Genomic DNA, 21964 nt, shown 5'->3' on the forward strand with positions numbered 1-21964 from the left:
CACCACCTTATATGAAACTCGCAGTCTCTACATCTGTATCATCGGCTTACAGCGGGGATTTGTTAGGAGTCCCCGGTTTTCTTGGATACTTTTTCGGTGTAGATTTTGCTTTTTTGATCACAATGATTGACCGTTCACTGTCTTCTACAGGCAGCGTAAAAGAATGAACGGCCGTTTCTTTTCCGCCAAGAAGCTGAATCGCTTTTTTACTTTCTTCACGCTCTTCAGGTGCGCTCGCACCTTTCATCGCTGCAAACTGTCCACCCGTTTTCACAAGCGGTAAGCATAGCTCTGAAAGGACCGACAGTCTTGCAACTGCACGCGCTGTGACCAGGTCATACTGTTCGCGGTGAGACGGATTTTGTCCAAACGTCTCAGCACGATCATGGTAAAAGTGCACGTGATCAAGCTTTAATTCATCGGCTAAATGCTCAAGAAACGTGATTCGTTTTTTCAGGGAATCCACGATTGAAACATCAAGGTGAGGGAAGCAGATTTTAATCGGAATACTTGGAAAACCCGCTCCCGCACCTACATCACAGATCGTCATCGGCTTTGAGAAATCCAGATAAAACGCAGCACTTATTGAATCGTAGAAGTGCTTTAAATACACTTCTTCACGATCCGTAATGGCTGTCAGGTTCATCTTCTCATTCCACTCCACGAGCACTTCGTAATACGTTCTGAATTGCCCGAGCTGTTGATCAGAAAGGTCAATGCCTTTGGCTTTAAGCTGTTCATAAAACTGCTGTTCTGTCATCGGTTTCTCCTTTTGATTACTCGCCTGCTACTTTTGCAATCCGTCCCTGTTCGATATAAACGAGAAGAATTGAAATGTCAGCCGGATTCACCCCGGAAATACGGGATGCCTGGGCAATCGACAGCGGGCGTACCTCCTGTAGCTTTTGGCGCGCTTCGCTTGCGAGTCCTGTGATGGCCTGATAATCAATACCATCCGGAATTTTTTTATTTTCCATTTTTTTCAGCTTGTCTACCTGCTGAAGTGATTTTTCAATATATCCTTCGTATTTAATCTGAATTTCAACCTGCTCTTCGACATCCTCCGGAAGAGCGGTTTCAGACGGGATGATTTGTTTAATTAGATTGTACGTGATTTCCGGTCTTCTTAAAAGGTCCGTTCCGCGAATTCCGTCTTTCAACGCACTGCTGCCAGCCGCTTCAAGGAGCGCCTGAACGTGCTCATTCGGCTTAATCATCACGGTTTTCAGGCGATCGATTTCAAGATCAATGAGTGCTTTTTTCTCATTAAACTTTTCATAGCGATCCTCTTTAATCAGACCAATTTCATAACCGATATCCGTCAGACGCAGATCCGCATTGTCATGACGAAGCAGCAGACGGTATTCTGCACGGGATGTCAGCAGACGATAAGGTTCATTTGTTCCCTTCGTCACAAGGTCATCAATCAGCACTCCAATATAGGCATCAGAGCGGCTGAGGATCACTTCGTCCTGACCAAAAGCACGGCGCGCTGCATTAATACCAGCCATAATGCCCTGACCGGCTGCCTCTTCATAACCGGACGTACCGTTAATCTGGCCGGCTGTGTAAAGGTTTCGGATTTTCTTTGTTTCAAGTGTTGGCCATAGCTGAGTTGGCACGACTGCATCATATTCAATCGCATAACCTGATCTCATCATCTGGGCATTTTCAAGTCCCGGAATCGTTGCAAGAATCTGCTGCTGTACATCCTCCGGCAGACTCGTTGACAGTCCCTGCACATACACTTCTTTTGTATTTCTTCCTTCAGGTTCTAAAAAGATCTGATGGCGTGGTTTGTCATTAAAGCGGACCACTTTATCTTCAATAGAAGGACAGTAACGTGGACCGGTTCCTTTAATCATACCCGAATACATCGCTGAGCGGTGTAAATTTTCATCAATAATGGTATGCGTTGTCTCATTTGTATACGTCAGCCAGCATGGCAGCTGATCAGTAATATAGTTAGTCGTTTCATAGCTGAACGCACGCGGCGTTTCATCACCCGGCTGAATTTCCGTTTTGCTGTAATCAATCGTGTGACTGTTCACACGCGGCGGCGTTCCCGTCTTGAAACGGACGATATCAAAACCGAGTCCGCGAAGGTGATCGGCAAGACCAATTGACGGCTGCTGATTATTCGGACCGCTGGAGTATTTCAGATCTCCAATGATTACCTCTCCACGAAGGAAGGTACCAGCTGTAATGATCGTTGTTTTCGCACGGAATGTTGCACCCGTATTGGTCACAACGCCGTGACACTCTTCGCCTTCAATGATCAGCTCTTCAACCATCCCTTGAAGAAGTGTTATATTCGGTTCATTTTCAATCGCTTCTTTCATCATTTGCTGATACAGCACTTTGTCCGCCTGCGCGCGCAGTGCACGGACAGCCGGGCCTTTTCCTGTATTCAGCATACGCATCTGGATGTGCGTCTGGTCGATGGTTCTGCCCATCTGACCGCCGAGTGCGTCAATTTCACGCACAACAATCCCTTTTGCCGGACCTCCGACAGAAGGGTTACATGGCATAAATGCCACCATATCTAAGTTGATCGTCAGCATCAGGGTTTTGGCACCCATGCGGGCAGCTGCCAGTCCGGCTTCGACGCCGGCGTGACCTGCACCGATGACGATGACGTCGTAGTTACCTGCCTCAAATTTTTTCACCATGACGATGAATGGCCTCCTTTAGTTTGGGCTGATGAACTAGCACCGGGCGATCTCCGCGGAGGCACTCGCTTTCCGCGGGCGGTCTCACCTGCCCCGCTTCTCCCGCAGGAGTCTCGCACTCTACGCTACGATCACCATCTAGTGTTCAGGTCCAGTTCATTCAGCTCTTAATATTTATCGTGAAGCAGCGGCTTTTTGGACCGGTGCTTTATTTCCCAAGGCAGAATTGCGAGAATAGCTGGTCGATGAGGCTTTCCTGGACGGTGTCTCCGATCATTTCGCCGAGGATTTCCCACGTGCGGCGAAGGTCGATCTGGACCATATCAACAGGTGTGCCCATTTCAGCGCTTTGAATGGCTTCTTCGATTGATTGAAGCGCCTGGTGTAAAAGTGCGATGTGACGGCTGTTAGAGACGTAGGTTCCGTCACCAAGTTCAACGGATCCGTCAAAGAATAGAGAGGCGATGGCTTCTTCAAGTTCATCAACACCTTCTTCCTTTAATAAAGAAGTTGTCACGAGCTTGTGGCGGTCCGCCAGCTGCTGTACTTCATCTAAATCAATGGCACGATCGAGGTCTGTTTTATTGACGATGACGATGACATCCATCCCGCTCACCGCTTCAAATAATCGTCGGTCTTCGTCTGAAAGCTCTTCACCGTGATTTAAAACGAGAAGAATTAAATCCGCTTCCTTCAGCACTTTACGTGAACGTTCAACACCTATTCGTTCAACAATATCCTCTGTTTCCCGAATCCCTGCTGTATCTACTAGGCGAAGCGGAACGCCGCGTACATTAACGTATTCCTCAATGACGTCACGGGTTGTCCCCGGAATATCCGTTACAATCGCTTTATTCTCCTGAACAAGACTGTTTAACAGAGAGGATTTCCCTACGTTCGGACGCCCGATAATGACCGTTGACAGCCCTTCACGTAAAATCTTCCCCTGCTCTGACGTTCTGAGCAGCTTCTCGATTTCTGATCTTACATACTGTGATTTCTCCATCATCATCTTCAACGTCATTTCTTCCACGTCGTCATATTCCGGATAATCAATATTCACTTCAACCTGTGCCAGGATCTCGAGGATCTCCTGTCGCAGTGACTGAACGAGCTTGGACAAGCGCCCCTGCATCTGATTCATCGCTACGTTCATCGCGCGATCTGTTTTGGCACGAATCAGGTCCATAACAGCTTCAGCCTGAGATAAATCAATCCGGCCATTTAAGAAAGCCCGCTTTGTAAATTCACCCGGCTCTGCCATTCTGGCTCCTTGTCTTAAAAGCAGCTGCAGCACGTGATTCACACTGACAATCCCGCCGTGACAATTGATCTCCACCACATCTTCCCGCGTAAAGGTTTTTGGCCCCTTCATCACGGATACCATGACTTCCTCAATGGTCTCATCTTTAGCTGGATCCACAATGTGTCCGTAATGGATCGTATGAGAAGGAACAGACTGCAGCTGCTTCCCGCCGATCCCTTTGAACACGCGGTCAGCAATTTGAAATGCTTCATCACCGCTTAACCGTACAATTGCGATTGCGCCTTCACCCATCGGCGTGGAAATCGCTGCAATCGTATCAAATTCCATCCTGTGTTCACCTCATCATTCCATAACGTATCTATAAATAAAGGATATTTTTTATCATGAACTCCCTAAATCATTAGAATAGCACACTTCACCCTATTTAAAAAGAAAATCAGTTGGCATTTCGAGTAAAGTATGGTATTGATCAGACCGTTATATAAAGGAAGTTACATGATTGGAATAGCCATTAAAAATATTTATATTTATCCATATTAAGGATTTTATTAAAATTAAAATTTATATTAATTTACATTATAATGCTTTTTATTCATTTAAATTAATATCTTCCGCCCAAAAAAACAGCCGGCCGAATGAGATCCGGCTGGCTGCATCATGTTATTTTTTTGCCGTAATTACGAGATAACGGCGGGGTTCATTTCCTTCTGAATGTGTTTCGATATCACGTCTGCCTGATAGCGCACTGTGAATAATTTTCCGCTCAAAGGATGGCATCGGTTCAAGCTTGACCGGTTTTTTCGTCCGGACTGCCTGATGAGCCATTCTTTCAGCAAGCTGACTGAGCGTCACCCTTCTGCGCTCACGGTAATCCTCCGCATCTAAAACGATCGTGATAAATTGCGCTGAGTAGCGGTTGGCCACCAGCTGGGCAAGAGACTGCAGCGCATTAAGCGTTTGTCCTCTTTTGCCGATCAGCAGCGCAACTTTTTCACTTTCAAGCTTAAATGTGACCGTTTTTCCTTCACGCTGAATGGATGTTGTTACGTCCACACCCATATGTGCAGTCACGTCCTTCAGATAACGGTCCACTTCCTCAACCGCATCTTTTTTACGGATGACCTGCACTTTTGCCGGGCGGGAGCCTATCCCTAAAAACCCTTTTTTTCCTTCGTCAAGCACATGAATGTCTGCCTGTTCCCTGGAAATGGCCAGTTTTACAAGTGCTTCAGCTACAGCCTCTTCCACGGTGGCACCTGTCAGTGTGATTTCATCCACAATCCGGTCCCCCTGTCTTATTGAACGGAACTCTCTGTCTTCTTGCTGCCAACTCCATTAATCAGGAGTGTCTGAACAATCATGAAGATGTTACCGACTACCCAGTAAAGAGATAGCGCCGATGGGAAGACAATCGCAAACACTGCGATCATTACCGGCATCAGGTATAGCATAATCTGCATTTGCGGATTCATACCTGCCGGATTTCCAGCCATCATAATTTTCTGCTGTAAATATGTCGTTAAACCTGTAACAAGCGGCAGAATAAAGAACGGATCCGGCTCGCCAAGGTCAAACCATAAAAAGCTGTGGTTCGCAATTTCAGTTGTACGGACGATTGCATGGTAGAATGCAATCAGAATCGGCATTTGTACAAGAAGCGGGAAACACCCTGCAAGCGGGTTAACTCCGTGCTTCTGGAACATCGCCATTGTTTCCTGCTGAAGCTTCTGTTGCGTTTGAGCATCTTTGGATGAATACTTTTCACGTAACTTCAACATTTCAGGCTGAATTTCCTGCATACGTTTCGTGTTTTTTGTCTGCTTAATCATTAATGGAAGTAAAACGAAACGGATTAAAAGTGTCACAAGGACAATCCCAAGTCCGTAGTTCTCATTAAAAAACTCAGCAAACGTGGTAATAAGCCAAGAAAGCGGATAAACGAAATAGCTATTCCAAATCCCTTCACTGTCGGATGTGATTGGCTGGTCAATTTCAGTACAGCCGGCTAAGAAAACCGCCACAACCGCGATCATAAAGAAGGGAATCATTTTCTTCTTCACTAATCTGTTCCTCCCTGTTTTTATCCTATAAATTATAATCTGCCAAACGTAATTGTAACACGTTTTCATTTCAATAGAACACTATGGCCCTATTTCTTCGTTTTTTCGACACGTAATACACGTGATTTTTTCATCACATGCATTAAACTGCTTTTCGTTTCATGAAAATTCAGGTCAGCAGCAGGCTTACGGGCAATCACGATGTAATCATGATGCGGATCCAGCTCCTCAGACAATTCATAAAAAGCCTGACGGATATAGCGCTTCACCTGATTACGTACGACCGCATTTCCAACCTTTTTACTGACAGACAACCCGAGACGAAAAACAGCCTGTTCCTTTTTTTGCAGCCGGTAAAGAACAAACTGGCGGTTCGCCATGGATGTTCCTTTCCTGAAAACCTGCTGAAACTCCGGATTTTTTTTAATACGCTGCTCTTTTTTCATCAGAACACCCTTCAATTTCGTCAGTCATTTCATTTTATAAGTGAAAAAAGACCACTGAGTGGAATCAGTGGTCTTAAGCAGACAATACTTTACGTCCACGCTGACGGCGGCGGGCAAGAACTTTACGTCCATTTTTCGTGCTCATACGCGCGCGGAAACCGTGTACTTTACTTCTCTTACGCTTATTTGGCTGGAATGTACGTTTCATGTAAGACACCTCCTAAAAGATCATTTAATTATATGATCATACTTCCAGAAATACCTGGTTCATTCTATCGATGACAATCATCAACTATCTATGCTCATTTCATGCAACCACTATATCATAGCAAAAACCCACCAAGCATTCAATAGCCAATTTAAAAATCGAAAAAACTGGCGTATGCAGGGAAAAAAGACAAGAAGGCGAAGGGCGAGTAAACTCGCCTCTCACCTTCTTGTCTTTTTTCCCTGCTTTTCAGCTCCGCTGAAAAGCGGTTGAACCAGAGGTTCAACCGAATACGCCAGTTTTTTCTTTCACACACTTCCTTATATAAACAATAAACGAAACAATTCTCTTCCACATCGATTCCTCACACGCTATTTCAATGCGCCACCCCCGCCGAGGTTGTGAACATCTGATCCGCGCAAGCAGATCAGATGTTCACAGCCTCGGCAAAACCACTCCGCTTCCTCCAACAAACCCGCTCACCAAAAACAATCTTCAACCACTCAGCAAAAACATCTCACGAATCATTCACTCAACCAAAAAACCAATGCATAACCCACACCCCAAAAATAATCCTTCTCCAAATCTCTCAACCTGTGAATAACTCATTTCCTCAAAAATCCTCACAAAAAAATTATCCACAACGCTTATCGACACGTTTTTCACAGACAAACAGTCTGTGGACAAATAAAATCCACTTATCTAAAGGGTTGTGGATAAACAATACGAACCATTGCACCAACAAGCATTATCTGATATTATAGTTGTGTTTTCACTCTGAATAACTTATTCTATCGAAAAACATTATCCACAGATGTGGATAGTCTGTGGATAAACTATTTCACATGCATGGAAAAAGTTGTCCACAACCATTGAATGGTGTCGATAACCCTCGAATCCACCATTTTCGGCTATTCAGAAAAATGTATATATATAAATCTTATGAAACGGGAATGTTTTTCTCGAAAAATATTATAGAAAAGGAGGGGGCATTCAGTTTGGAAAATATCACGGATTTATGGAACCGGGCACTGCAGGATATGGAGAAAAAGATCAGTAAACCGAGCTTTGAAACCTGGCTTAAGTCAACAAAAGCTTTTTCTCTTAAACGGAACGTTTTAACCGTCACAGCGCCTAATGAATTCGCCCGGGACTGGCTTGAAGGGAACTACACGCAATTAATTGTCGGTGTCATAAAGGAAATAACCGGGGAAGAGCTGACGATCAAGTTCATTATTCCTCAAAATCAGGACGAAGATGATTTCGCTTTGGCTGCACCCCCAAGAAAGCCCGTCGTTGACGATGACCAGCAGGAATGGTCTAAGAGCATGCTGAATCCGAAGTACACCTTTGACACCTTTGTCATCGGATCCGGTAATCGCTTCGCGCACGCTGCTTCACTTGCTGTAGCGGAAGCACCGGCAAAAGCTTATAACCCGTTATTTATTTACGGGGGAGTAGGACTTGGCAAAACGCACTTAATGCATGCGATCGGCCATTATGTGCTTGAACATAACGCATCTGCTAAGGTTGTTTACTTATCTTCTGAGAAATTCACCAATGAATTTATTAATTCAATCCGTGATAACAAAGCGGTTGATTTCCGCAATAAGTACCGGAACGTAGATGTGCTGTTAATTGATGATATTCAATTTTTAGCCGGGAAAGAACAGACGCAAGAGGAATTTTTCCATACTTTTAATACTTTACATGAAGAAAGTAAACAGATCGTAATCTCAAGCGACCGGCCGCCTAAAGAGATTCCGACACTGGAGGACCGTCTGCGTTCACGTTTTGAGTGGGGGCTGATCACGGACATCACACCGCCTGATCTTGAAACAAGAATCGCCATTCTCCGCAAAAAGGCGAAGGCAGAGGGACTTGATATTCCAAATGAAGCGATGCTGTATATCGCCAACCAGATTGACTCCAATATCCGTGAGCTTGAAGGGGCGCTGATTCGCGTTGTGGCTTATTCTTCATTAGTCAGCAAGGACATTAATGCAGACCTGGCAGCTGAAGCACTGAAGGATATTATGCCAAGCTCCAAGCCGAAAGTGATTACGATCATGGACATTCAAAAAACCGTGGGAGAGCATTTCAGCGTAAAGCTTGAGGATTTCAAAGCGAAAAAACGGACAAAAACCGTCGCATTTCCAAGGCAGATCGCGATGTATCTGTCGCGTGAGATGACAGACTTCTCTTTACCGAAGATCGGGGAAGAATTCGGAGGGCGTGATCATACAACGGTTATACATGCCCACGAAAAAATTTCAAAACTGCTCGCAACAGACGAATCTTTAAAGCAGGAATTGAAGGATATTAAAGCCGAACTGCAAAAGTAGGGAAATAACCGCTGTGTATAAGTGACAAAATCCGTGCACGTTCGACCACATTCTATTCACATGCGGATAACACGTCATGTCAGTCATTAACAGACATATCCACATATCCACAGCCCCTACTATTATTACTAAGTTTATTTAAAAATATTTATTATATAACTCGCAGCAAACTTGCGAAGAGTTGGAGGATATCTTACATGAAATTTCAGATTCAGCGTGATCGTCTTGTTGATGGCGTTAATGATGTCATCAAAGCGGTCTCATCCAGAACAGCGATTCCGATTTTGAGCGGAATTAAAATTACAGCTCACGAGGAAGGAATTACACTGACTGGAAGTGATTCAGATATTTCGATTGAATCGTTTATTCCAAAAGAAGAAGATGGTAAGGAAATCGTTCATGTTGAAGAAACAGGGGGCATTGTCCTTCAGGCCAGATTTTTTGAAAGCATCGTGAAAAAGCTGCCGCTTGATACAGTGGAAATTGAAGTCCACTCACACCTGCAAACCGTGATCCGCTCAGGAAAATCGGAATTCAACTTAAACGGCCAGGATGTAAGAGAATATCCGCATCTTCCGGAAATTGAGGAAGACAGCGTACTGAAAATCCCGACAAACCTTTTAAAAACGATTATTCGTCAGACGGTGTTCGCAGTGTCCACCTCAGAAACACGCCCTATCTTGACAGGTGTAAACTGGACGGTGGAAGACGGTACTTTAAACTGTGTTGCAACAGATTCCCATCGTCTGGCCATGCGTAAAGCACCGGTCAGCGGAGGAAACGGCGAGCCATACAAAGCCGTTATTCCGGGTAAAAGTCTAAATGAACTGAACAAAATTCTTGAAGATACAGCAGATGAAACAGAAATCGTCATGACAGAGAACCAGGTGCTGTTCCGCTCCAAGCACGTACTGTTCTTTTCAAGACTGCTTGAAGGAAATTATCCTGATACGTCAAGACTCGTTCCGTCTGAAAGCAAAACGTCGATGACTGTTGGCGGAAAAGAATTTTTACAGGCGATCGACCGTGCTTCCTTGTTAGCACGTGAAGAACGCAACAATGTCGTGAAGCTGTTGATCAGTGAAGACGGTAATGTTCAGATTTCATCTAACACTCCTGAAATCGGGAAGGTTGTTGAGGAAATCCAGAGTGATGAAACAACTGGTGAAGCGCTGACGATTTCATTCAGTGCGAAATACATGATGGATGCGTTAAAGGTGCTTGAAGGTACAGAAACGAATATCCAGTTTACCGGTGCGATGAGACCATTCGTTCTTCGCCCGACAGCAGATGACAGCATTCTTCAGCTGATCACACCTGTTCGTACGTACTAATGTCAGTGATTCATTGAAAGACTGAAACACAGCCGCTCAATTTGGCGGGATGTGTTTCAGTTTTTTGTTTTAGTGAAGGCCGGATGGGGAAGAGGATTTTTCATTTTGGGGAACGTTACAATTCCTGAGTGGAACGATACAAATCTATCGCCGTAGTGATACAATTAACAGACCAAACAGAACAATTCACCTGCTATCTGCAGCAAACGATACAATAAAATGCTGAAACAGTACGAAAAAATGTTGAAACGATACAATTATTTTCTGAATCGAGTCAATCACTCACCCAAACAGTACATTTCTAAAAAAATCAACCGCCTCCCAAAATTCGACGCCACCCCCATCCTTTACAATCATTACAACTCCATGTTTTCTTTGTTTTCGCGTACCCGTTAAGGTAAAATAAAAGGATAAGTCAATAAGAAAGAAGTGAACGGACATGAGTGAAAAAATCACGATCCAGACCGAATATATTACCCTCGGTCAATTTTTAAAGCTTGCGAACATTATCCAGAGTGGCGGGATGGCCAAATGGTTTTTAAGTGAGCATGAAATTTTTATTAACAAGGAACAGGACCAGCGCAGAGGACGTAAGCTGCGCGATGGCGATGAAATATATATTCCGGAAGTCGGCACTTATACGGTGAAGTCGGAAGGGTAGAAGGATGTTCATGCATGCACATTGAGGAGCTCGAGCTTTCGCATTATCGAAATTACGAAAAAATGACCCTGACCTTTGATAATAATGTCAATGTGATCCTCGGAGAGAACGCTCAGGGCAAGACAAACGTCATGGAGTCCATTTTTGTCCTGGCGATGGCAAAATCCCATAGAACGTCAAATGACAAAGATTTAATACAATGGGATGAGGAATATGCTAAAATAAAAGGTAGAGTGATGAAGCAGCACGGTGCTCTTCCCCTGGAACTGATCATTTCAAAAAAAGGGAAGAAAGCAAAAGTCAATCACCTTGAACAATCAAAACTCAGCCGCTATGTCGGCCATATGAATGTTGTGATGTTTGCGCCCGAAGATCTCCACCTCGTGAAGGGGAGCCCTCAAGTAAGGCGTCGTTTTATTGATATGGAGATTGGACAGGTTTCAGCGGTCTATCTGCACGACAGCAGTCTTTACCAGAAGATTCTCCAGCAGCGAAACCATTATTTAAAGCAGCTTCAGACGCAGCGCCAAAAGGATCAGACGATGCTTGATGTGCTGACGGATCAGTTTATTGAGATGGCTGCTAAAATTGTGGTGCGCCGCTTTCATTATTTGAAGCTTTTGCAGGAATGGGCTGAACCGATCCATAAAGGGATTTCAAGAGGACTTGAAACACTTGAAGTGGTGTACAAGCCTTCGATTCCTGTTGATTCAGGCGTCTCCCATCAAGAGGTTGAAGATGCGTTCAGGGAAAAGTTTGAAGGATTGCGAAAGCGCGAGATTGAGCGGGGAGTCACCTTAGTCGGTCCGCACCGGGATGATTTACAGTTTCTTGTAAATGGTCACGATGTTCAGACGTTTGGCTCACAGGGTCAGCAAAGAACGACGGCGCTCTCCATTAAGCTTGCTGAAATAGAGCTGATCCATTCGGAAATCGGTGAATATCCGATTCTTTTGCTTGATGATGTGCTGTCTGAGCTTGACGATTACCGTCAGTCACATCTTTTAAATACGATTCAGGGCAAGGTCCAGACCTTTGTCACGACAACGAGTGTCGAAGGGATTGATCATGAGACCCTGAACGAGGCCACTACATTTATTGTTGAGCAGGGCAGCATTGTAAAGAAATCAAAAGGGGGCTGACCCAGGTGTATGTGCATATTGGGGAAGACGCAATGGTAAGAATGAATGACATCGTGGCGATAATGGATGTACAGGCGGCAGAGGGTTCGCTCATTATGGAGCAGTTTATGAAAGACAACGAAAACGGTATCGTTGATCTCTGTCAGTCTGCCTGTAAAGCCATTGTTATTACTGATTTCAAGGTTTATTTATCGCCATTGTCATCAGCAACCCTTAAAAAAAGAGCGGAAAAAATGAGCAGACCGTATAACCGGTCCTAAGTAATAGAAAGTGCAGGTGAAATCGCGTGGCAACTGAAGATACACAAATCCAGCAAGCCTACGATGAAAATCAGATACAGGTTCTTGAAGGTCTCGAAGCCGTCCGGAAGCGTCCGGGAATGTATATCGGCTCGACTTCCTCAAGAGGACTTCACCATCTCGTATGGGAAATCGTTGATAACAGTATTGACGAGGCGCTTGCGGGCCACTGTGACACAATCAAAATCAGAATCACAGAAGATAATTGGATCGAAGTAGAAGATAACGGCCGGGGAATTCCGGTTGGTACACACGAAAAGATGGGACGTCCTGCTGTTGAGGTCATTATGACTGTGCTTCACGCCGGCGGTAAGTTCGGCGGCGGCGGATATAAAGTATCCGGCGGACTGCACGGAGTAGGGGCTTCAGTTGTTAACGCCCTTTCAGAGCAGCTTGAAGTATTTGTTCACCGTGATGGCAACATCTATACCCAGACATATAAAAAAGGTGTGCCGCAGTTCGATTTGAAGATTGTCGGAGAAACGGACCACACTGGAACGGTTACACGCTTTAAAGCGGATCCTGAAATTTTCACTGAAACGACGGAATACGACTTTGACACGCTTGCAAACCGTGTGCGTGAGCTTGCCTTTCTTAACCGCGGTCTGGCTCTTGAAATTGAGGATCAGCGCGCGCAGGATGAAGAAGGAAATAATATTAAAAAGCATTACCACTATGAAGGCGGAATTAAGTCTTATGTTGAGCACTTGAACCGCACGAAGGAAGTTATTCATGAAGAGCCGGTCTTTATCGAAGGTGAAAAAGACGGCATCTCTATTGAAATTTCCATGCAGTACAATCAGGGGTTTTCAAGCAATATTTATTCATTTGCCAATAACATTAACACGTATGAGGGTGGAACGCATGAATCAGGCTTTAAGACTGCGCTTACCCGCGTGATTAACAGTTATGCAGCCCGCAATAATTTATTAAAAGACGCCGATGGCAATCTGTCCGGTGAAGACGTGCGTGAAGGCTTAACCGCGATTATTTCGATTAAGCATCCGGATCCGCAGTTTGAAGGACAGACAAAAACAAAGCTCGGCAACTCTGAAGCAAGAACGATTACAGATCAGCTCTTTTCGGAGCATTTCGATAAATTTATGATGGAAAACCCGACTGTTGCCCGCCAGATCGTGGACAAGGGTTCCATGGCGGCGCGTGCGCGTCTTGCAGCGAAAAAAGCACGTGAGTTAACACGCAGAAAGAGTGCGCTTGAAGTATCAAGTCTTCCGGGGAAACTCGCTGACTGTTCTTCACGGGATCCTAAGATCAGCGAGCTGTATGTCGTTGAGGGTGACTCGGCCGGCGGATCAGCCAAGCAGGGCCGTGACCGTCATTTCCAGGCGATCCTGCCGCTGCGTGGAAAGATCATTAACGTTGAGAAAGCACGTCTTGATAAGATTCTGTCGAATAATGAAATTCGTGCGATCATCACAGCGCTTGGCACAGGCATCGGGGAAGAGTTCGATATTTCAAAAGCCCGTTACCATAAAATTGTCATCATGACGGATGCCGATGTAGACGGTGCGCACATTCGTACGCTCCTATTAACATTCCTGTACCGTTATATGAGACAAATTATTGAGGCAGGTTATATTTATATTGCACAGCCGCCGTTATATAAAATTACGCAGGGGAAAACAATCCGCTATGCGTATACAGACCGCGAACTGAATAAGATTCTTGAAGAAATCCCAGCGGCACCAAAACCGGGACTTCAGCGTTATAAGGGTCTTGGTGAGATGAATCCGGAGCAGCTATGGGAAACAACGATGAATCCGGAATCACGTACGCTTTTACAAGTCACGATGGAAGATGCGATTGAAGCGGATGAAACGTTTGAGATTCTGATGGGGGATAAAGTAGAGCCGCGCCGTCAGTTTATCGAGGACAATGCTGCCTACGTGAAAAACCTGGACGTGTAACAGGTGGATAGAAGAGAGGGATAGGCATCTGTTCTATCCCTTCTTACTGTTTTAAAGAAAAAACAGCAGATCAGCCGGCATGATCGTAATCAGCGGAGGATCTGTCTGAATGATGCAAAGCCGTTGATTAACCGGGCTTTTCTCTTATAAGGAGGTTTTTGTTGTTATGGCCGAGACGCCTAGTTCGAATGTTCATGAGATCAATATTAGCCAGGAAATGCGTACGTCGTTCATGGACTATGCGATGAGTGTTATCGTATCCCGTGCGCTTCCTGATGTAAGAGACGGTCTGAAGCCGGTTCACCGTCGTATCCTGTATGCGATGAATGACCTTGGGATGACGTCTGATAAAGCATTCAAAAAGTCTGCCCGTATCGTCGGGGAAGTAATCGGTAAGTACCACCCTCACGGAGACTCAGCCGTGTATGACACGATGGTCCGTATGGCGCAGGATTTCAGCTATCGCTATATGCTTGTAGAGGGACATGGAAACTTTGGATCTGTCGATGGAGATGCCGCTGCCGCGATGCGTTATACGGAAGCGAGAATGTCCAAAATATCGATGGAGCTTCTACGCGATATTAATAAAGATACGATTGACTATCGTGATAACTATGACGGTTCTGAACGTGAGCCGATCGTTCTGCCTTCCCGTTTCCCGAACCTGCTTGTAAATGGCTCAAGCGGAATCGCAGTTGGAATGGCGACAAATATTCCTCCACACCAGCTCGGGGAAGTCATTGACGGCCTGCTTGCTTTCAGTGAGCATCCTGAGATTACGATTGCTGAACTGATGGAGCATATTCCGGGACCGGATTTCCCAACTGGGGCTCTAATTTTAGGCCGCAGCGGGATTCGCCGCGCCTATGAAACGGGTAGAGGATCCGTTGTTCAGCGTGCGAAGGTTGAAATCGAACAGAAAGCCAATGGACGGGAAACGATTCTCGTTCATGAAATTCCTTATCAGGTTAATAAAGCGAAGCTGATTGAGAAAATTGCTGAGCTTGTGCGTGATAAGAAGATTGATGGCATTACGGATCTTCGTGATGAATCTGACCGTAACGGTATGCGAATCGTCATTGAAGTTCGACGTGATGCAAATGCCAACGTCCTGTTAAATAATTTATACAAGCAGACCGCTCTTCAGACGAGCTTCGGTATTAATATGCTGGCGCTTGTAGACGGTCAGCCGAAGGTACTGAACCTGAAAGAAGCGCTTCACCATTATTTAGAGCACCAAAAAGTCGTGATCCGACGCAGAACGGAATTTGAACTCCGTAAAGCGGAAGCACGTGCACATATTCTAGAAGGTCTGCGCATTGCGCTTGATCATATTGATGAAATTATTGCCTTAATCCGTGGTTCTGAAACAGCGGACCTTGCGCGTGAAGGGTTGATGGAGCAGTTCAGTCTGTCTGAAAAGCAGGCACAGGCGATTCTTGATATGCGTCTTCAGCGTCTGACAGGACTTGAGCGCGACAAGATTGAAGAAGAATATCAGTCACTCGTTGCGTTAATTAAAGACCTGAAAGAAATTCTTGCAAGTGAAGCACGCGTGGTGGAAATCATCCGTGAAGAGCTGCTTGAATTAAAAGAACGTTTTAACGATAAGCGCCGTACAGAGATCACAACAGGCGGAGCGGAAATGATCGAGGATGAAGACCTGATCCCGCGTGAAAACCTGATTGTGACGCTTACGCATAACGGTTATATCAAACGTCTGCCGGCTTCTACCTACCGTTCTCAAAAACGCGGTGGCCGGGGGATTCAGGGGATGGGTACGAACGAAAATGATTTCGTTGAGCACCTGCTGACGACCTCTACGCATGATACGATCCTATTCTTTACGAATAAAGGGAAAGTATACCGTACAAAAGGTTATGAAATTCCTGAGTACAGCCGGACGGCGAAAGGTCTTCCAATTATCAACCTTCTTGAAATAGATAAAGACGAAGTCGTGAACGCGATGATCCGTGTAGAGGAATTCAAAGAGGACTCTTACTTCTTCTTTACGACGCGTAAAGGTCTGGCGAAACGTACACAGGCAACCGATTTCGCCAACATCCGTACAAACGGGCTGATTGCGATCAACCTGCGTGAGGATGACGAGCTCATTTCGGTGAAATTTACAGACGGCAGTCAGGAAATGATCATCGGAACGAAAAACGGTCTCCTGATCCGTTTCCCTGAAACCGACGTCCGCTCAATGGGACGTACAGCTGCCGGGGTAAGAGGAATCCGTCTGAATGCAGACGATGAAGTCGTTGGCATGGAAGTACTTGAAAAAGACAACGATATCCTGGTCGTAACGGAAAACGGCTATGGTAAACGGACGCCTGAAGCAGAATACCGCGTTCAATCAAGAGGCGGTAAAGGAATTAAAACATGTAACATTACCGAGAAAAACGGACGTCTTGTCTCTGTAAACGCCGTATCCGGTAACGAAGACATCATGGTCATCACTGCGCAAGGCGTGCTGATCCGAATGGATGTCGGCGGGATTTCCCAGACGGGCAGAAGCACGCAGGGTGTGAAGCTGATCCGTCTTGGTGATGAGGAATACGTGGCTACGGTGACACGTATTGAAAAAGAAGAAGAAACAGATGAGATCGATGAAGAGGCTGCAGAAGGATTAGAAGCAGCGGCTCCGTCAGAAGAAACAGAATAAAGCAATACTGTGTAAAAAAGAGATCACGCTGTTCATTGGCGCGGTCTCTTTTTTTGTTTCCATCTGAAAAATTCTGAAAAAACAGGAAAAATAACTTTCTGCTTTCCTTTTACGATGTGATAAAATGAATAAAAAGAACTAGCCGAGGTGCGAGGATGAAGGTACATGTTGAAGAACTGAAGATAGGGTGTATTGCTGCTGAGGATGTAATGGGGCTGACGGCAAATCCGATCATCAAGAAAGGAACAGAAATTGACCCTATACATATTGAAGTGCTGAGGGCATTTAACATTCGCCAGCTTGCGATTTTGTCTAAAACAGCCGATGGAGAAATGATCGATGCAGAACCAATCAAAGACGAAGAAGTATTTCATGAAGCCGGTGCTTATGATGAGGTTGAAAATTATTCCTTCAAAAAGCTTTATATGGATTTTGTTAAGTTCTTCAATGCTGCCTTCAATGGTTGGCAATCCGGAAGTAAAGTGGATGTAGTTGACCTGAAAAATAAACTGACACCGCTTTTAAAAGTAGTATCGTCTGACCGGGATATTATTTATTATCTCCCACGCTGGTCCCAGCCAAAGGATTATATGGCTCACCATGCTGTTTCAACAGCGCTGATCAGTTACTTAGTGGCTGAGAAATACGGCTACGACAAAGGAGCCTGTATCCAGACTGCTCTGGCCGGAATTATAGCCGATACAGGAATGGCGAAAATGCCCCTGTCGATTTTAAAGAAAACAGGGCCACTCACACAGGAGGAAGCAATTGAGATTCGTAAGCATCCGATTTACAGCTATCAATATGTCATGGACACACCTCTTTTGAAAAATGAAATGAAACAGGCCATCTATCAGCACCATGAACGACTGGATGGCAGCGGCTATCCGAGAGGAAGTAAACGGTCAGAGATTAACCTGCCGGCTCAGATGATCGCTCTTGCTGACGTGTATCATGCCATGACGTCTGAACGGCTGTACCGCGCCAAACAATCACCATTTAAAGCGCTGGAAACAATCATGCATGACGAATTTGGCAAATTTGACATTATCCTGTTAAAAACACTTCAGGAAATGATCGGCAACCTGTCCACCGGGACAAAGGTCGAACTGTCCAACGAACAGGTCGCTGAAGTGATCTTCACAAAACCGGACGAACTCCTCCGCCCAATGGTCCGCTTGACAACAACAGAAGAAGTCATTGACCTGTCAACGAACCGCAAACTGTTTATTGAAAGAGTTATTTCCTAGAATGAAATCGCTTTTTTCATAGTGTTTAAAAAAGGCATGACATTATATTTCATATCTATCTCAAAATGAAACCACATCGTACCGGGGGCATCCTTCGCTTTCCGCGGCCGCGCGGTGAGCCAGCTAGCGCTACGCACTACGCTGTCTCACCTGTCGCTTCTCTGCCGCAGGAGTCTACGGATGCCCCCGGTACGATTGATGAAAACTGACATTCTTAACAGAGTTATTTCCTAACGGAGATAGCTCTTTTCTTTTGATAAAAAAAGTTTTTTTAAAAAATTTTAAAATGATTTGAACAAATGGGTGACCTGAATCGTATAAGCCATAGAAAAAGAAAGGAGAGGCAGGATGAAGAGAACGACACCAGAGCAGCTGAGCGTGCTGCTGCATGAACATTATTCGTTTTTATATGCCTATTTAGTCAAGCTGACCCTTCATCCTGCTGAAGCCGAGGATCTCGCGCAGGATACAATGATTCGCTGTATCGAGCGTTACGCTCAGTACAATCCGAAGAAGTCAGCCTTTACAACGTGGATGATCCAGATCGCAACGAACCTCTGGATTGATAAAAAACGCCGGAAAAAGCGGGAGCACATGTACCTGAACAGCCGTCAGCTGGAATGGAAGCTTGGGGAGGGACCGGGACTTGAGATTGCAGAAGCGCTGAAAACGTTAAAGGATATCCACCGGATTCCTGTCGTTTTGAGCTATTATTACGGCTATTCCTATGAAGAAATCGCAACGATCTGCCAGGTTTCGACCGGTACGGTTAAATCCCGGATGCATCACGCAATGACTAAGCTGAGAAAGGAGCTGGGAGACAATGAAACACAACAGGCACGATGACATAGAAGAAAAATTGAAAGAGGGATTGCGTGACCTTGATCGGGTGACAGCAGCACCTCCGTCTTTGGCAGAGATCCACATGATGATGGCAGAAACACGCAAGCGTCAGCGCAAGGAGCTGATCTGGTTCATTCTCATTGCGCTATGTCTCGTCACCGTCACGCTACTCGTGTTGATCAACGATCCGGTCCTTTATGCAGTAGGTCAGCTTCTCTTTTTTATCATTGCGGGCATCTCAGGTATGATTTATCGCCGCAGAAATGGGGTGAGACAGCATGAATGAACTACCTGATATCCGGCTGCTCATTTTGCTGATCCTCATTGTCCTTGCCCAGAGTATTTATTTATTCACGGATGCAAGAAAAAGAGGGCATGCAAAATGGTTCTGGGGCATTTGGGGCATTATCCAGACGCCACTTCCGCTCATTTGCTATTTAGTCTGGTCCCGTAAACTACAGCCTTATTTAATCAAAAGGAGAGATGAAAATGGATGAATTAAATTTCGCTTTAATCGCGCCTCTGGCATTTATTAATATTGTAATTGCCGTTTTAGCCCTGGTAGATCTGGCCAAACGACCTTCTGTGAACGGTCCGAAATGGCTGTGGGTGATCATTATTCTGTTCATTAATCTGATTGGCCCAGTCCTTTACTTTATCATCGGAAGAAGGGATACCTAGATGATTAGCGTCTCAGGCTTAACAAAATCATATGGTTCAGCAAAAGCGGTGGACCAGCTTACTTTCTCTCTTTCACCCGGTCGGACAACAGCGCTACTCGGTCCAAACGGCGCCGGGAAAACAACGACACTTCACATGATCAGTGGGCTGGCTGAACCAACGGCAGGGACCATAACATTTGATCAGCATCACGGAGACAATAGAAGCCTGATTGGATTTCTACCACAATATCCGTCCTTTTTTAACTGGATGACCGCAAAAGAATACCTTATTTTTGCTGCAGAGCTTGGTAAAGTTTCTAAAAAGGAAGGGATCATCCGCGCCGATCAGCTGTTGGAACGGGTCGGTTTAAAAGAAGCAGCGAATAAAAAAATCGGCGGCTTCTCAGGCGGGATGAAACAGCGGCTTGGTATCGCACAGGCACTGATCCATCAGCCAAAGCTGTTGCTGCTTGATGAACCGGTATCAGCACTAGATCCGGCCGGACGTAAAGATGTGATGGATCTGCTTCAGGAGTTAAAGCAGGAAATGACCATCCTATACTCTACACACGTTCTGCACGATGCCCAGACGTTGTGCGATGATGTACTGATCATGAATCATGGAAAAAAAGTGCTCTTTGACTCCCTTGAACAGGTGTATGCTTCCTATGACCGTCCGGAAATCACGATACGCTCCGATGAATCGATTGAGGAGTGGGTTACTTTATTGAAACAAAAGCATCCCGTTCTAACGATTAAATCGGATGACCGTACAGCGATCGTAAAAGGAATGGAAATGGATATGCTGCGACCACTCCTATTAAAAGAAATGATAGCCCACCAGCTGCCGGTCCGGTCAATGGAAGTCGGTACAGCCACATTAGAGGATGTCTTTCACGAGGTGATGAACGTATGAATGCCTACCCTGTATTATTAAAAAAAGAATGGCTTGAAATGAAAAGAAGCTATAAGTGGCTTTGGATGCCACTCGTTTTTATCGCGCTCGGAATCATGCAGCCGTTAACGAGCTACTACCTGCCGGACATTTTAGAACAGTTTGGCGGTCTTCCGGAAGGAGCGGTGATCGAGATTCCTCTGCCGGGAGCGGGTCAGGTTTTCGTTGAGACACTCGGACAGTTCTCACAAATTGGTCTGTTTGTGGTGGTGCTTGGCATTATGGGTATGCTTTCAGGTGAACGCACAGGAGGTACAGCGGTTATGGTGCTCGCAAAGCCTGTTTCCTACTTCGCCTACTTCTTTTCTAAATGGACGGCAGCTGCAGCGATCGTGTTAATATCCTACGTCGCGGGTGCAGCTGCATCACTATACTACATTTATCTGCTGTTTGATCCGATTTCCTTTGCGGATGTGATGTCTGCCTCTTTCTTCTATATTCTGTGGCTGCTGTTTGCTGTCTCGCTCGTCCTGTCTTTAAGCACGGTGTTAAAAAGAAGTGCAGCAGTGGCTGGAGCGGGACTTGTGATTCTATTGCTATTATCTTTACTGTCATCCATCTTTAGAGAGCCAATGCTGTGGACGCCGGGAAGTCTGACGCTTCATTCACAGGCGATTATGATGAACGAATCTCCAGAGGGTGCGTGGCGCTCCATTATAAGTACGATCCTATTGAGTGTGCTGCTGGTCGCCGGTTCTATACGATATTTAAAGAAAAAAGAGTGGGTACAGTAATTGTTTTTCGCTATAATGTTTAACGCAGAGCATGGATACGGATCCTGCTCTTTTTTTATGGGGTTAGAGCTTTGAAATAAATTAAATTAATAGTTTATTTAAAAAGGGTTGCGTTATATGAAACATCCGTGATATATTATTCCTCGTTGCGAAAAACAACGGCCATCAATTTCAACTGGATGCTGAAAAAACTTTTTCAAAATAACAGTTGACGACATAAACGAAGTCGTGTTATGATAGATTGGTCGCTTGAGAGAGCAACAAACACTTTCTTCTTATAATATAGAAGGAAGCGAAAAGAAGTATTGAACCTTGAAAACTAAACAACCAAACGTCAACGTTTAAGATTTTAAGTCTTTTTCGAATAAAAAAGACAATGAGCTTTTCAAACACTTTACGGAGAGTTTGATCCTGGCTCAGGACGAACGCTGGCGGCGTGCCTAATACATGCAAGTCGAGCGAACGGAAGAGAAGCTTGCTTCTCGGATGT

General features: G+C 45.2%; 21 protein-coding genes and 1 rRNA gene. 15 read left to right on the forward strand and 7 right to left on the reverse strand.

Going from position 1 to position 21964, the window contains the following annotated elements:
- Nucleotides 1–46: 46 nt before the first annotated feature.
- From rsmG to rpmH, 7 genes are all read right to left on the reverse strand, one after another.
- On the reverse strand, nucleotides 47–760 hold the full coding sequence (rsmG, locus tag H7968_RS04605; RefSeq protein WP_227395041.1) for a 16S rRNA (guanine(527)-N(7))-methyltransferase RsmG: 714 nt from the start codon (nucleotides 758–760) through the stop codon (nucleotides 47–49).
- Between the two features lie 16 nt (nucleotides 761–776).
- Complete coding sequence (mnmG, locus tag H7968_RS04610) at nucleotides 777–2672, reverse strand: tRNA uridine-5-carboxymethylaminomethyl(34) synthesis enzyme MnmG (RefSeq protein WP_227395042.1); 1896 nt, start codon at nucleotides 2670–2672, stop codon at nucleotides 777–779.
- Between the two features lie 208 nt (nucleotides 2673–2880).
- Nucleotides 2881–4266, reverse strand: a complete 1386-nt coding sequence (gene mnmE / locus H7968_RS04615; RefSeq protein ID WP_134375618.1) for a tRNA uridine-5-carboxymethylaminomethyl(34) synthesis GTPase MnmE — start codon at nucleotides 4264–4266, stop codon at nucleotides 2881–2883.
- A gap of 333 nt (nucleotides 4267–4599) precedes the next feature.
- Nucleotides 4600–5217 carry an RNA-binding cell elongation regulator Jag/EloR gene (gene jag / locus H7968_RS04620; protein WP_227395043.1) on the reverse strand — a complete coding sequence of 206 codons (618 nt, stop codon included), beginning with the start codon at nucleotides 5215–5217 and terminating at the stop codon, nucleotides 4600–4602.
- A 17-nt stretch (nucleotides 5218–5234) separates the two neighbouring features.
- Nucleotides 5235–5987, reverse strand: a complete 753-nt coding sequence (gene spoIIIJ, locus H7968_RS04625; protein WP_264476634.1) for a YidC family membrane integrase SpoIIIJ — start codon at nucleotides 5985–5987, stop codon at nucleotides 5235–5237.
- Nucleotides 5988–6088: 101 nt separating this feature from the next.
- Nucleotides 6089–6445 (reverse strand): ribonuclease P protein component, encoded by a 357-nt coding sequence (rnpA, locus tag H7968_RS04630; RefSeq protein WP_227395045.1) that lies wholly within the window; start codon nucleotides 6443–6445, stop codon nucleotides 6089–6091.
- 73 nt (nucleotides 6446–6518) lie between these two features.
- Nucleotides 6519–6653 carry a 50S ribosomal protein L34 gene (rpmH, locus tag H7968_RS04635; RefSeq protein ID WP_084215458.1) on the reverse strand — a complete coding sequence of 45 codons (135 nt, stop codon included), beginning with the start codon at nucleotides 6651–6653 and terminating at the stop codon, nucleotides 6519–6521.
- A gap of 998 nt (nucleotides 6654–7651) precedes the next feature.
- On the opposite strand from rpmH, the gene dnaA reads away from it, so the two are divergent.
- From dnaA to H7968_RS04710, 15 genes are all read left to right on the forward strand, one after another.
- The gene (gene dnaA / locus H7968_RS04640) at nucleotides 7652–8998 is read left to right on the forward strand and encodes a chromosomal replication initiator protein DnaA (protein ID WP_134375614.1); all 1347 of its coding nucleotides are present in this window, start codon (nucleotides 7652–7654) and stop codon (nucleotides 8996–8998) included.
- A gap of 197 nt (nucleotides 8999–9195) precedes the next feature.
- Nucleotides 9196–10332, forward strand: coding sequence for a DNA polymerase III subunit beta (gene dnaN, locus H7968_RS04645; RefSeq protein ID WP_227395046.1), 1137 nt, complete (start codon nucleotides 9196–9198; stop codon nucleotides 10330–10332).
- A 439-nt stretch (nucleotides 10333–10771) separates the two neighbouring features.
- Complete coding sequence (gene yaaA / locus H7968_RS04650) at nucleotides 10772–10993, forward strand: S4 domain-containing protein YaaA (RefSeq protein ID WP_227395047.1); 222 nt, start codon at nucleotides 10772–10774, stop codon at nucleotides 10991–10993.
- 14 nt (nucleotides 10994–11007) lie between these two features.
- Nucleotides 11008–12135 carry a DNA replication/repair protein RecF gene (gene recF / locus H7968_RS04655; RefSeq protein WP_227395048.1) on the forward strand — a complete coding sequence of 376 codons (1128 nt, stop codon included), beginning with the start codon at nucleotides 11008–11010 and terminating at the stop codon, nucleotides 12133–12135.
- Nucleotides 12136–12140: 5 nt separating this feature from the next.
- Nucleotides 12141–12395, forward strand: a complete 255-nt coding sequence (gene remB / locus H7968_RS04660; protein ID WP_134375610.1) for an extracellular matrix regulator RemB — start codon at nucleotides 12141–12143, stop codon at nucleotides 12393–12395.
- A 26-nt stretch (nucleotides 12396–12421) separates the two neighbouring features.
- Entirely contained in the window at nucleotides 12422–14362 is a 1941-nt protein-coding gene (gyrB, locus tag H7968_RS04665; RefSeq protein WP_227395049.1) for a DNA topoisomerase (ATP-hydrolyzing) subunit B, read from the forward strand.
- A 166-nt stretch (nucleotides 14363–14528) separates the two neighbouring features.
- The gene (gyrA, locus tag H7968_RS04670; protein ID WP_227395050.1) at nucleotides 14529–17030 is read left to right on the forward strand and encodes a DNA gyrase subunit A; all 2502 of its coding nucleotides are present in this window, start codon (nucleotides 14529–14531) and stop codon (nucleotides 17028–17030) included.
- A 155-nt stretch (nucleotides 17031–17185) separates the two neighbouring features.
- On the forward strand, nucleotides 17186–18280 hold the full coding sequence (locus H7968_RS04675; RefSeq protein ID WP_227395051.1) for an HD-GYP domain-containing protein: 1095 nt from the start codon (nucleotides 17186–17188) through the stop codon (nucleotides 18278–18280).
- A gap of 348 nt (nucleotides 18281–18628) precedes the next feature.
- A complete protein-coding gene (locus H7968_RS04680) occupies nucleotides 18629–19126 on the forward strand; it encodes a sigma-70 family RNA polymerase sigma factor (RefSeq protein WP_227395052.1) in 498 nt (165 codons plus the stop codon).
- Nucleotides 19104–19409, forward strand: a complete 306-nt coding sequence (locus H7968_RS04685) for a YxlC family protein (RefSeq protein WP_227395053.1) — start codon at nucleotides 19104–19106, stop codon at nucleotides 19407–19409. Before H7968_RS04680 ends, H7968_RS04685 begins: the two co-directional genes overlap by 23 nt.
- Nucleotides 19402–19620 (forward strand): sigmaY antisigma factor component, encoded by a 219-nt coding sequence (locus H7968_RS04690; RefSeq protein ID WP_227395054.1) that lies wholly within the window; start codon nucleotides 19402–19404, stop codon nucleotides 19618–19620. The genes H7968_RS04685 and H7968_RS04690 overlap by 8 nt, the downstream gene beginning before the upstream one ends.
- Nucleotides 19613–19804 (forward strand): PLD nuclease N-terminal domain-containing protein, encoded by a 192-nt coding sequence (locus H7968_RS04695; RefSeq protein WP_134375603.1) that lies wholly within the window; start codon nucleotides 19613–19615, stop codon nucleotides 19802–19804. The genes H7968_RS04690 and H7968_RS04695 overlap by 8 nt, the downstream gene beginning before the upstream one ends.
- Entirely contained in the window at nucleotides 19805–20701 is an 897-nt protein-coding gene (locus H7968_RS04700) for an ABC transporter ATP-binding protein (RefSeq protein ID WP_227395055.1), read from the forward strand.
- On the forward strand, nucleotides 20698–21474 hold the full coding sequence (locus H7968_RS04705) for an ABC transporter permease subunit (RefSeq protein WP_227395056.1): 777 nt from the start codon (nucleotides 20698–20700) through the stop codon (nucleotides 21472–21474). The genes H7968_RS04700 and H7968_RS04705 overlap by 4 nt, the downstream gene beginning before the upstream one ends.
- A gap of 393 nt (nucleotides 21475–21867) precedes the next feature.
- A 16S ribosomal RNA gene (locus tag H7968_RS04710) occupies nucleotides 21868–21964 on the forward strand; the annotation flags it as partial.

The sequence above is a fragment of the Jeotgalibacillus aurantiacus genome, assembly GCF_020595125.1.
Taxonomy (GTDB): Bacteria; Bacillota; Bacilli; order Bacillales; family Jeotgalibacillaceae; genus Jeotgalibacillus; species Jeotgalibacillus aurantiacus.

Bases quoted from the DNA above. Each gene is read 5' to 3' on its own strand.
- rsmG (WP_227395041.1), bottom strand. From the start codon at position 760: ATGACAGAACAGCAGTTTTATGAACAGCTTAAAGCCAAAGGCATTGAC.
- mnmG (WP_227395042.1), bottom strand. From the start codon at position 2,672: ATGGTGAAAAAATTTGAGGCAGGTAACTACGACGTCATCGTCATCGGT.
- mnmE (WP_134375618.1), bottom strand. From the start codon at position 4,266: ATGGAATTTGATACGATTGCAGCGATTTCCACGCCGATGGGTGAAGGC.
- spoIIIJ (WP_264476634.1), bottom strand. From the start codon at position 5,987: ATGATTCCCTTCTTTATGATCGCGGTTGTGGCGGTTTTCTTAGCCGGC.
- rnpA (WP_227395045.1), bottom strand. From the start codon at position 6,445: ATGAAAAAAGAGCAGCGTATTAAAAAAAATCCGGAGTTTCAGCAGGTT.
- rpmH (WP_084215458.1), bottom strand. From the start codon at position 6,653: ATGAAACGTACATTCCAGCCAAATAAGCGTAAGAGAAGTAAAGTACAC.
- dnaN (WP_227395046.1), top strand. From the start codon at position 9,196: ATGAAATTTCAGATTCAGCGTGATCGTCTTGTTGATGGCGTTAATGAT.
- yaaA (WP_227395047.1), top strand. From the start codon at position 10,772: ATGAGTGAAAAAATCACGATCCAGACCGAATATATTACCCTCGGTCAA.
- recF (WP_227395048.1), top strand. From the start codon at position 11,008: ATGCACATTGAGGAGCTCGAGCTTTCGCATTATCGAAATTACGAAAAA.
- gyrA (WP_227395050.1), top strand. From the start codon at position 14,529: ATGGCCGAGACGCCTAGTTCGAATGTTCATGAGATCAATATTAGCCAG.
- H7968_RS04675 (WP_227395051.1), top strand. From the start codon at position 17,186: ATGAAGGTACATGTTGAAGAACTGAAGATAGGGTGTATTGCTGCTGAG.
- H7968_RS04680 (WP_227395052.1), top strand. From the start codon at position 18,629: ATGAAGAGAACGACACCAGAGCAGCTGAGCGTGCTGCTGCATGAACAT.
- H7968_RS04685 (WP_227395053.1), top strand. From the start codon at position 19,104: ATGAAACACAACAGGCACGATGACATAGAAGAAAAATTGAAAGAGGGA.
- H7968_RS04690 (WP_227395054.1), top strand. From the start codon at position 19,402: ATGAATGAACTACCTGATATCCGGCTGCTCATTTTGCTGATCCTCATT.
- H7968_RS04695 (WP_134375603.1), top strand. From the start codon at position 19,613: ATGGATGAATTAAATTTCGCTTTAATCGCGCCTCTGGCATTTATTAAT.
- H7968_RS04700 (WP_227395055.1), top strand. From the start codon at position 19,805: ATGATTAGCGTCTCAGGCTTAACAAAATCATATGGTTCAGCAAAAGCG.
- H7968_RS04705 (WP_227395056.1), top strand. From the start codon at position 20,698: ATGAATGCCTACCCTGTATTATTAAAAAAAGAATGGCTTGAAATGAAA.